Consider the following 8,814-nt stretch of genomic DNA (forward strand, 5'->3'; position numbering starts at 1 on the left):
CAACTCTGGCATCTGCAATCCATGATAGGGATGATGGATTCATTTCAGACCCTAATGCGACCACCTATCGCCCTGTGCTGGCAATTTTTGCCACTGCGTTACTCATCGATTTTTCTGCCAGTTGGGAGGTTCAGTGCATAATATTCACTGCACGCGTGCTAGAGTATGCCGTAGCCACAGCGATCATACCCCCGGGTCTGCAAAAGCTGCAGGGCGTAGCGAGCTTTAGCGCCATGTTTCTCAACTATGACCTGCACGCCCAGCGCCAAGTCCCCTTCAGTTACGTTTACCTTCACGCCTAGATACTTCCGAAGCTACTAATTGCTGGCCGATACGCTTATCTGGCTGGCTGCGCCACTGGCGCTATTCGTTGGCACCGTGTGACAGGTTCTGTCTTTAAAGCGATATACCTCGATAAACGTGAGCTCAAGTGCGCCTGTGTCGGCAACAGTAATACCCATTAAGCTTTGTATCGCTCACCGAAAACCTAATGATGATGGGAATGAGGCTATGGATACCGCTTGGGTAATTATCGCCTACTTTTTGCGAGGCGCTTGATCAGGATCATATTTCCCTCCGATGCTGTTCAGGTTGCGTTCAGACAAATCATCCATGCTGTTATTGGGGTTATTTATTTGATTTTTCCCAAACCAACGGCCTTAACTGCTGTTGGCTCTTTGGGCGAGTTACTGAGGTGATTATGAGTAACAGTACAAGTAGTCGTTTGCTGATGTTGTGGGTGCCACTTGCTGGGTTTGTCATTTGGGCGGGATACCTGATTGGAACCGAGCACCGTCTCCACCTATTTCAGTTCTTACCTTTCCTCTTTTTGGCAGCATGCCCACTGATGCATATTTTCATGCATAAACACCACGGCGGTCATAAGGACAAAATAGACAAGGACTGAACCACTCTATATATACATGTACGCGCCTGGGAGAAAGACCATGAAAACGACACAACAAGAGCACCGCTTGGGTGTTTCCAAAAACACACTGGTGACTCGGAATTTAAAAATCAAGCCTAGTAAATCCAAACGCATTGAAGAAGCGCTGTCAGATATCGACCGACTCTATGGAATGGATAAGGTGGTCTACAACGAGAAAAACCGAAATATCAGCCTTGCTTACGATGCGCTGAGGCTCTGCATCGATGACGTTGAAAAAATTCTCAAGCTCCATGACATACAGGTCAGCGCTGATCGGTGGAACCGCTTTAAGAAGGAGTATTACCGTTTCGTCGATCAGAACGTTAAAGACAACGCTAAACAGGAACCTTGGAGCTGTCATTAATAGTCATAACGGCTACATGACACAACCAGGAGCAAGACTAGCTAGTTTAGGGTAAGAGCTGCTTGCCTGTGGCCTCGCAAAATCAGACCTTCCGTTAGTCATTTGCCATGTGGCTGCACATAGGTTCTATATTTAATTTATATAGCATCAAAAAACACCGCACAGGAGTCCTCGGCAGTTATTGCTGCTGTGGTTGCCGTTAATACAAGGAGTCGCTTTCATGGTTGGGCAGGATAGAACGCCACAATATAAAGAAAACAGTCTTTCGTTGGTCGGTGCCGTTGCATTAGGCACCGGCGTGATGATTGGGGCCGGTATTTTTGCGCTAACCGGCCAAATGGCCGAAATGACTGGTCGGCTATTTCCTCTAGCCTTTCTGGCCGCTGCCGTCATTGTCTCTTTCAGCGCTTATTCTTACGTTAAAATGTCCAATACCTTCCCATCAGCAGGTGGGATTGGCATGTATTTACAGAAAGCGTATGGCCCGACGCTTCCCACCGCCTTTCATGCCCTCCTGATGTATTTTTCCATGGTGATCGCACAGAGTTTTTTGGCGAGAACGTTTGGTTCCTACACGCTTGAGTTGTTTGACCTGGGGGATCGTTCACTATTTGTGCCCCTACTCGGGGTTGGTTTACTGCTAATAGCCTTTTTGATCAATTTATCCGCCAACCGCTTGATCGAGACCGTCGCCTCGGTGCTCGGATTTATCAAAATAGGTGGCATTATAGTGTTTGGTATTGTCGGCGTGTTTATTGCCGACTCCATCGAAATGGGTGCTGGCAACGATGCACCTACGCCTACGATAACGGGCTTTTTAGGTGCTACGGCGCTCGGCATACTGGCATTTAAAGGCTTCACGACGATTACCAATAGTGGTTCGGAGCTTAAAGATCCTAAGCGGAATCTTGGCAAAGCTATCACGATCTCGATTGCGCTATGCGTGGTGATCTATGCCCTTGTCGGTTTTGCCGTTGCCAGCAACCTATCTTTGCCTGAAATTATCGAAACCCAAGACTACTCCCTGGCCGCCGCTGCCCGTCCCGCACTGGGTGAAGCGGCAGTTGCGTTTACCGTCATTCTCGCCATGTTGGCAACGGCGGGCGGTATCATCGCCAGCGTCTTTGCCGTTTCACGCATGCTCGCCATGCTGACAGAAATGAAGCTGGTTCCTCACCGCCATTTCCACATGCCCGGCAGTGTACAAAAGCATACACTGGTGTACACCATCGTATTTGGCTTAGTGCTCACCGCTTTTTTTGACCTGAGCCGCATCGCAGCATTAGGCATCATTTTCTACCTGATCATGGATATGGCCATCCACTGGGGTGTGCTTCGTCATCTCAAGGACAGAGTGGGGGCTAATCCTGTTATTCCTAGCATTGCCATACTACTAGATGCTGTCGTGTTAATCGGCTTTTTATGGGTAAAAGCCATCTCGGACCCCATGGTGCTCATCGTTGCTGGCGTAGTAATGGCTACTCTTTTACTCGGCGAATGGATTTTCCTATCCAAACGCGACGCTTCAAACGATAGCGAGCACTCTCACACTCATTAACGTTAATAGCGTTATAGGAGGTACCAAATGGACGTTAGAACCTTTGGTGAATTGATCGATTGGACCCGTCAGTTACACGAGCATCTTGCAGCTTGCCTTGCTCATTGCGCCGATATACACGAAGAAGAGCGCGCTCGCATGTTGCTCAATTACTTAGCTGCACAGGAAGCGGAAATGCAGCGCGTTGTGGCGCGCTTTGAACAGACTGCTGACGCGAAAGCATTAAAAACCTACGTTTATGACAATTTGGAGCATAAACCTATCCGTACGCATCGTACCTGCGATGCGCCCTATTCCACGCTAAGTGTTGACGACATTTGCCGAGAGGTTTTTGATTTCCATGAACAAACGATAAACCTTTATCGAACCCTCGTTGGCAAAGCGGAAATTCCTGAGGCTAAAGAGCTCTTAGATTCCCTTTTAGCACTTGAAGAGCACGAAGCCATGCGCCTTGTTCGCCAAACGGGGAGAATGAACGATGTCTGAAGACCATAACGAGACAAAGGTGAAAGACCCTGTTTGTGGCATGGACGTTGATCCCCATACCTCCCGCCACCGTGCCGATCACGCGGGTAAGACTTGGTACTTCTGCTCAGAAAAGTGTCAGGAAAAGTTTATTGCCAAGCCTGATGCGTATCTTGAGCCAAGCAAACAGTCACAAGCGTCAGTACCCTCGGGGTCTATTTATACTTGCCCGATGCACCCAGAAGTTCGACGAGAAGGCCCAGGCGACTGTCCAATCTGTGGCATGGCGCTGGAACCTGAGACCGTCTCTGCTGACACCGGCCCTTCGGACGAACTCAAGGACATGACCAGGCGTTTCTGGATCGGCCTAGTACTGACCCTCCCCGTGTTTGCCCTAGAAATGGGTGGCCACGTGTTTGGCCTTATGCATTTTATTTCCCAGCAAACCTCTAACTGGATTCAACTGCTGCTGGCAACGCCGGTAGTCGTCTGGGCAGGTTGGCCATTCTTTGTACGCGGATGGCGTTCGCTAGTGCATCGCAGCCTTAATATGTTCACGCTAATCGCGATCGGTACCGGCACCGCGTTGCTCTACAGTTTGCTGGCCACCCTCACACCGGGCATCTTTCCCGACGCCTTCCGTCAAGCCGATGGTTCGGTGGCCGTTTATTTCGAAGCAGCGGCAGTGATTGTCGTTTTAGTTTTACTGGGACAAGTATTAGAGCTACGCGCTCGTGAAAAAACCTCTGGCGCTATTCGTGCTCTGCTCGACTTGGCGCCTGCTACCGCTCGACGCCTTGATGATCAGGGCAATGAGGAAGATATCTCTCTTGACCAGGTTCAGGTAGGGGATCGTCTCCGGGTGCGCCCCGGCGATAAGGTGCCATTAGATGGCGAAGTGATGGAAGGTCGCTCCAACGTTGACGAATCCATGGTTACCGGTGAACCACTAGCGGTGAAAAAGGAAGTCGGCGATGGCGTCATTGGCGGCAGCATCAATGGTCAAGGATCCTTTGTCATGCGCGCTGACAAGGTGGGCCAGGACACGATGCTGTCGCAGATTGTGCAAATGGTCGCCAGCGCCCAGCGCAGCCGCGCACCCATTCAAGGGCTTGCCGACAAAGTCGCCAGCATCTTTGTACCCGTCGTTATTCTCATTGCTGTTGTGGCTTTCATCGCCTGGTCATTGTGGGGCCCTACCCCGCCGATGGCGTTTGGCCTTATTGCGGCGGTTAGTGTTCTGATCATTGCCTGCCCGTGCGCGCTAGGTCTTGCTACCCCCATGTCAATTATGGTCGGTGTAGGGCGCGGTGCCCAGTTAGGCGTGTTGATTCGCGATGCCGAAGCTCTTGAACGTCTAGAGAAGGTCGACACCGTCGTCGTCGACAAAACCGGCACGCTTACCGAAGGCAAACCACGAGTGACCGAGTTGATTCTCACTGAAGGCATTGCTGAATCGGAGCTTTTGCGCTTGGCAGCTAGTCTTGAGCGAGGCAGCGAGCACCCCTTGGCCCATGCAATAGTCGAAAAGGCTAAAGAGGCAGAGGTAAAATTAACAGAAGCGTTGGACTTCGAGGCTCCCAATGGCATGGGCGTTATAGGCCAGATAGATGGCAAGCGTATTGCCCTGGGCAACCGGCTATTGATGGAAAGCGAGGGCGTTAACACCCAGTCTCAAGACACACATGCCGATCAATTGCGCAGCGACGGTGCTACTGTCATCTTTGCGAGCATCGACGGGAATTTAGCTGGGCTGCTCGCCATTGCCGATCCGGTCAAGGAAACCACCGAAGAAGCCATTCGTTCACTCCAGGCTGACGGCATTCGAGTGGTGATGCTGACAGGCGATAATCGCACCTCCGCCAACGCTGTGGCACGTCGGCTAGGCATTGATGAGGTCGAAGCTGAAGTGCTTCCAGAGGATAAAGGCCGAGTGATTCAGCGTCTCCGTGATGAAGGGCGCATTGTTGTCATGGCCGGCGACGGCGTGAACGATGCACCTGCGCTGGCTACAGCGGATGTCGGCATTGCCATGGGAACCGGCACCGATGTGGCGATAGAAAGCGCTGGGGTTACTCTACTGCGAGGAGATCTTACCGGTATTGCCACGGCGCATAAGCTCTCAAAAGCCACCATGCGTAATATTCGCCAAAATCTCTTTTTTGCCTTTGCTTACAACGCGGCAGGCATCCCCATTGCCGCAGGGATTTTGTACCCCTTCACAGGTATGCTGTTATCACCGATTATCGCGGCGGCGGCGATGTCACTCTCTTCAGTGAGCGTGATTGGCAATGCTTTACGACTTAGGATGATTGCTATTAAGTAACAATATCTACTCGAAGATAAATCTGAATCGCCCCGGGTCTTCTAGACACCCGTCAGGCTCTGGAAATACCGCCGTTCGTACTCAACGGGTGACACGTCATCACTCGTGCCGTGGCGGCGTCTTGGGTTGTAGAACATTTCAATGTAATCGAACACATCGCTTTTAGCAGCCTCTCGGGTTGGATAGATACGCTGCTTGATTCGCTCTCGCTTGAGGAGCTGGAAGAAGCTTTCAGCAACAGCATTGTCGTGACAGTTGCCCCGGCGGCTCATGCTGCCCTCCAGATGATTGGCCTTCAAAAAACTTTGCCAATCCGAGCTGCTGAACTGACTACCCTATCCGAATGAATCATGACGGGCTTTTGGGGCTTCCTCCGCCAGACGGCGGACAGCAAGGCATCCAGTGCCAGATCTGTCGTCATGCGAGGCTTCATTGACCATCCCACCACCTGCCGAGAGAACAGGTCGATCACCACCGACAAGTAGAGCCAGCCCTCGTAAGTGCGGATGTAAGTGATGTCGGTGACCCATGCAACGTTGGGTGCCGTTACGTCAAACTGACGATTCAGGTGGTTAGGTGATACTACCGCTGGCTTGCCGCCATAGCGGCCCGGCCGTCGCCGATAACCGGTTTGTGAACGTAGTCCTTCCTCACGCATCAGACGGGCCACTCGATGCTTGCCACAGACTTCACCGATCTCTCGCAGGTCCTGGTGAATCTTGCGATAACCGTATACACCGCCACTCTCAAGCCAGGCGTGCTTGATCAGCCCCAGTAGGCGCTGGTCGTCTCGTGCCCGGTCAGACATGGCGTTACGGCACCAGGCATAATAACCGCTGGGGTGCACGTCCATCATGCTACACAACCGGCGCACCGGATACTGATTCGCATGGTCCTGAATGAACGCGTACCTCAGTCGGACTCCCTGGCGAAGTACGCGGTGGCCTTTTTTAGTATATCTCGCTCTTCTGATACACGTTTCAGCTCCGCCTTTAATCGCCGATTCTCAGCTTGAAGGTCATCGTCCTGCTGGCGTTGTTCTGCAGGCTTGGTATAGCGCTTGAGCCACTGGTACAAACTATGGCCGGACACGCCCAACCGAGCTGCGACCTCGGCGACGGGATGGCCCCGTTCTGTGACTTGCTTGACGGCTTCGATCTTGAATTCTTCGGTATATCGTTGACGGCTCATGAGTCCTCCTAACTGCCTTCAGTATAAGGCCTGGAGGTGTCTACGGAACCCGGGGCGATTCATAGGCGAGCACAAGCGAGGTAGGTTGCTCGGTAATAATAGTTTTCAGGAGATCGATGGCCTGGCGAACGCGCTCGGGCAGAGAGGTAGAAGCAGGCTCGAATGAAGCCGGCATAGCGGTGTCGGTGTCGAGGTTGATCGCTAGGTTCATGGTATGTCTCAAGGTCGTGTAGCTGATGACCTTTATAATAATGTGCAATGCACACTTTTTCAAGCTAAACGCACACTTTTATAGCTTCTGTTAATCAGCCTGAGCGAGCAATAAACAGCCTTAAAAGCGAGACTGCATGGGGTATTGATTGTTATTACAGAAGACTTACAAACATTGCAGTCGTGTGCATTGCACATTAAACTATCAGCAGTACCTATTAAATTGGAGGCCACATGGCGAACCTCAGGGCATCAACCGTGCAGATCGAGACGATCAAGGAGCATCCTGAGATCCAGCGTCTTATTCGCGACAATGAGTGCATAGCTCAGCTGGAGCCTTGGTCTGTCATGGAGATTCACCAAGCAGTCGATGGGCTGGTAGGCATCGACCTCGACCTACGAGACTCCACGCTGTTTGGCGACTTGTTGGCGCACTTCAACCAGGACAGCTCCCCTGCTCTTCCTGAAGCGCACACACAGGAGAGAGCCAGGGATCGCGCTAGGCGCTGCTGGGGCCTTGAAGCGTAGTCTCCACCTTAGATGCGCTGTAAGGCGCCATATATGAACGAACGTTGCTGGTAGGCACCAGTAGCGATATATAGAGAGATATTAATGAGCACTTCCGAGAAACCGACGAATGAAGCTCTCCGTCAGCTTATGGAGCGGCATGGCTTGAACCAGAATCATGTGGCCACCCTGACTGGGTATAGCGTGGAGACGGTGAAGGGTTGGTTCGCCTCGCCTGACTCTACCCGCTACCGCGCAGTTCGCAAGCCGGTATTGGAATCGGTGCGCCGCGCTATTGAGCTAGGCGAGCACTACAAGCTGGACGGGATAAAGATTCCCAAGACGAAAGGCTGAGACCGATAGAAATGGCACTGAATGATACGAGCCCGGAAGAGACGATAGTTACAAGTAACCAACCAGTACAGATTGACCTCGAATACACGGCCGATCGTAAAAGCGTTATGCGTTTGGTGGCGCTCATTGGCCAGGATGGCCGACTGTGGTCAGACGAGATGTATGGCTATGCTAAAGAGCGCGCAGACGAGAAAGAGCGGCTGACACTCTACCCTTTCGTGCTAATAGACATGACAGGGGAACATCGATGGTTTCAGGCTGAGTGGGGTAACGATGATCCGACAGCAACTATTATCGACTTCAAGGGCAGGCCCTTGGCAGTAGATGACGAGGTAGAGCGTGTCGACACATTTCAGGGCCAGGATGAGCGCTCTGTGTATTCAATCACCTCGATCCGCCCTTGGCGGGGGATAGCGGGATGGCCAAATGAAAACTGATAGAGGTTCCTTATGCCCAACAGCTTGAGAAATGGTTTATCGAAAAGCGCGATGCAAGCTCTTGTCATCAATGCTTGTATCGATAGATTAGAGGATTTTCGTAAATACACTGATGAGCTGGACAGCAAATTCCATAGTGATAAACAAGCGCTTATCAATTCCTATGATTTGCCGCGTGAAAACTTCGGTCGAGATGAGTATGAATATCAGGAGATAATGGAATTTCTTTCTGATGATGTTTCGCAAATAGAAAACGTATTCGTTGGGACATTCAGAAGGTCCACCGTAGTTTCCTTATATTCTTTCCTTGAAAAGCAAATGGTCATGCTTTGCAAAAGGTTGAAGAAAAAAGATAATCTCCCGATCTCACTGGCAGACCTGCAGAAGAGTGGAGTGGAAGGCTCGAGGATTTATCTCTCGAAAATTGCAGGACTAGATTTTCAGTCCAATGGCATGAACGGCTATTGGGTGGAT

The 8,814-nt window shown here is 51.4% G+C and carries 9 protein-coding genes and 2 pseudogenes; 10 read left to right on the forward strand and 1 reads right to left on the reverse strand.

What is annotated here, in order from left to right:
* From CXF87_RS22000 to CXF87_RS10910, 6 genes and pseudogenes are all read left to right on the forward strand, one after another.
* Window positions 1–302, forward strand: a pseudogene (locus tag CXF87_RS22000) (hypothetical protein); the annotation flags it as partial.
* A gap of 428 nt (window positions 303–730) precedes the next feature.
* Window positions 731–907, forward strand: a complete 177-nt coding sequence (locus CXF87_RS10890) for a DUF2933 domain-containing protein (protein ID WP_008958470.1) — start codon at window positions 731–733, stop codon at window positions 905–907.
* Between the two features lie 40 nt (window positions 908–947).
* Window positions 948–1,292: a hypothetical protein gene (locus tag CXF87_RS10895; protein ID WP_022522184.1), complete on the forward strand. Its 345-nt coding sequence runs from the start codon at window positions 948–950 to the stop codon at window positions 1,290–1,292.
* A gap of 220 nt (window positions 1,293–1,512) precedes the next feature.
* Window positions 1,513–2,850, forward strand: coding sequence for an APC family permease (locus CXF87_RS10900; protein WP_008958468.1), 1,338 nt, complete (start codon window positions 1,513–1,515; stop codon window positions 2,848–2,850).
* A gap of 27 nt (window positions 2,851–2,877) precedes the next feature.
* A complete protein-coding gene (locus tag CXF87_RS10905; RefSeq protein WP_101146658.1) occupies window positions 2,878–3,336 on the forward strand; it encodes an ATPase in 459 nt (152 codons plus the stop codon).
* Window positions 3,329–5,641 (forward strand): heavy metal translocating P-type ATPase, encoded by a 2,313-nt coding sequence (locus CXF87_RS10910; protein ID WP_008958466.1) that lies wholly within the window; start codon window positions 3,329–3,331, stop codon window positions 5,639–5,641. The genes CXF87_RS10905 and CXF87_RS10910 overlap by 8 nt, the downstream gene beginning before the upstream one ends.
* 41 nt (window positions 5,642–5,682) lie before the next feature.
* Here CXF87_RS10910 and CXF87_RS10915 read toward each other — a convergent pair.
* Window positions 5,683–6,832 (reverse strand): annotated as a pseudogene (locus tag CXF87_RS10915) (IS3 family transposase).
* Window positions 6,833–7,276: 444 nt separating this feature from the next.
* Here CXF87_RS10915 and CXF87_RS10920 point away from each other — a divergent pair.
* From CXF87_RS10920 to CXF87_RS10935, 4 genes are all read left to right on the forward strand, one after another.
* The gene (locus CXF87_RS10920) at window positions 7,277–7,570 is read left to right on the forward strand and encodes a hypothetical protein (protein WP_008958461.1); all 294 of its coding nucleotides are present in this window, start codon (window positions 7,277–7,279) and stop codon (window positions 7,568–7,570) included.
* An 84-nt stretch (window positions 7,571–7,654) separates the two neighbouring features.
* A complete protein-coding gene (locus tag CXF87_RS10925) occupies window positions 7,655–7,903 on the forward strand; it encodes a helix-turn-helix domain-containing protein (protein WP_083024942.1) in 249 nt (82 codons plus the stop codon).
* Between the two features lie 11 nt (window positions 7,904–7,914).
* Window positions 7,915–8,340, forward strand: a complete 426-nt coding sequence (locus tag CXF87_RS10930; RefSeq protein ID WP_083024944.1) for a hypothetical protein — start codon at window positions 7,915–7,917, stop codon at window positions 8,338–8,340.
* Between the two features lie 12 nt (window positions 8,341–8,352).
* Window positions 8,353–8,814, forward strand: a 462-nt coding sequence (locus CXF87_RS10935) for a hypothetical protein (protein WP_157826505.1), incomplete at its 3' end; no start/stop codon positions are given.

This window comes from Halomonas sp. MES3-P3E (assembly GCF_002836035.1).
Taxonomy (GTDB): Bacteria; Pseudomonadota; Gammaproteobacteria; order Pseudomonadales; family Halomonadaceae; genus Vreelandella; species Vreelandella arctica.